This is a genomic window from Phocaeicola sp. RTP21198st1_B8_RTP21198_201120 (genome assembly GCF_040929485.1).
GTDB classification, from domain to species: Bacteria; Bacteroidota; Bacteroidia; order Bacteroidales; family Bacteroidaceae; genus Phocaeicola; species Phocaeicola dorei.
The window spans coordinates 367-1,099 of sequence record NZ_JBCOCI010000507.1 but is presented as its reverse complement, the minus strand read 5'-3'; the positions used below and the strand labels follow the sequence as shown (position 1 = coordinate 1,099).

Below are 733 nucleotides of genomic sequence, written 5' to 3'. Positions count from 1 at the left end.
ATGGTGGCTCTCTACGGACAAGGTCACGGCCACAACCAGAAAGCATGGGACACGCTGTATGAAGCGGTGATGGAAATGAATAAAGTGGTAAACGAATATAAAGAGAAATATAACCTGAACTACTCCGTTCTGGCTACTCCTGCCGAAGGACTTTCGGGACGTTTCACTAAAATGGATCGTCGGAAATATGGAAAAATCCCCGGAGTGACAGACCGCGACTATTATGTCAACTCTTTTCACGTAGACGTGAAAGAACCGATCAGCATCGTTGAGAAAATCAAGCGTGAAGCTCCGTTCCACGCCATTACGCGCGGCGGACATATCACGTATGTAGAACTGGACGGTGAAGCACAGAAGAATGTACGTGCCATCGCCAAGATTGTGAAAGTGATGCACGACGAGGGGATTGGCTACGGCTCTATCAATCACCCGGTAGATACTTGTCATAACTGTGGTTACAAAGGGGTTATCTTCGATAAATGTCCGGTGTGCCAGAGTGAAAGCATCCTTCGTATGCGCCGTATAACCGGTTACCTGACAGGCGATTTGAGTTCCTGGAACTCTGCTAAACGGGCAGAAGAACAAGACCGCGTAAAACACCTGTAGAAGTGAATTTATTAGGAACTTATCCTGAAACGATTGTCGATGGTGAAGGCATCCGGTACTCTATTTCTCTTGCCGGATGTTCCCATCACTGTCCTGGTTGCCACAACACGGAGAGCTGGAATCCGAG

The 733-nt window shown here is 47.9% G+C and carries 2 protein-coding genes; both read left to right on the top strand.

Annotated elements, in window-relative coordinates; genetic code table 11:
• The coding region (gene nrdD / locus AB5935_RS27670) for an anaerobic ribonucleoside-triphosphate reductase (protein WP_368328059.1) at positions 1–606 on the top strand (606 nt) is incomplete at its 5' end.
• 2 nt (positions 607–608) lie between these two features.
• Positions 609–733 (top strand): 4Fe-4S cluster-binding domain-containing protein (locus AB5935_RS27665; RefSeq protein WP_368328060.1); only part of this gene is annotated, 125 nt, incomplete at its 3' end.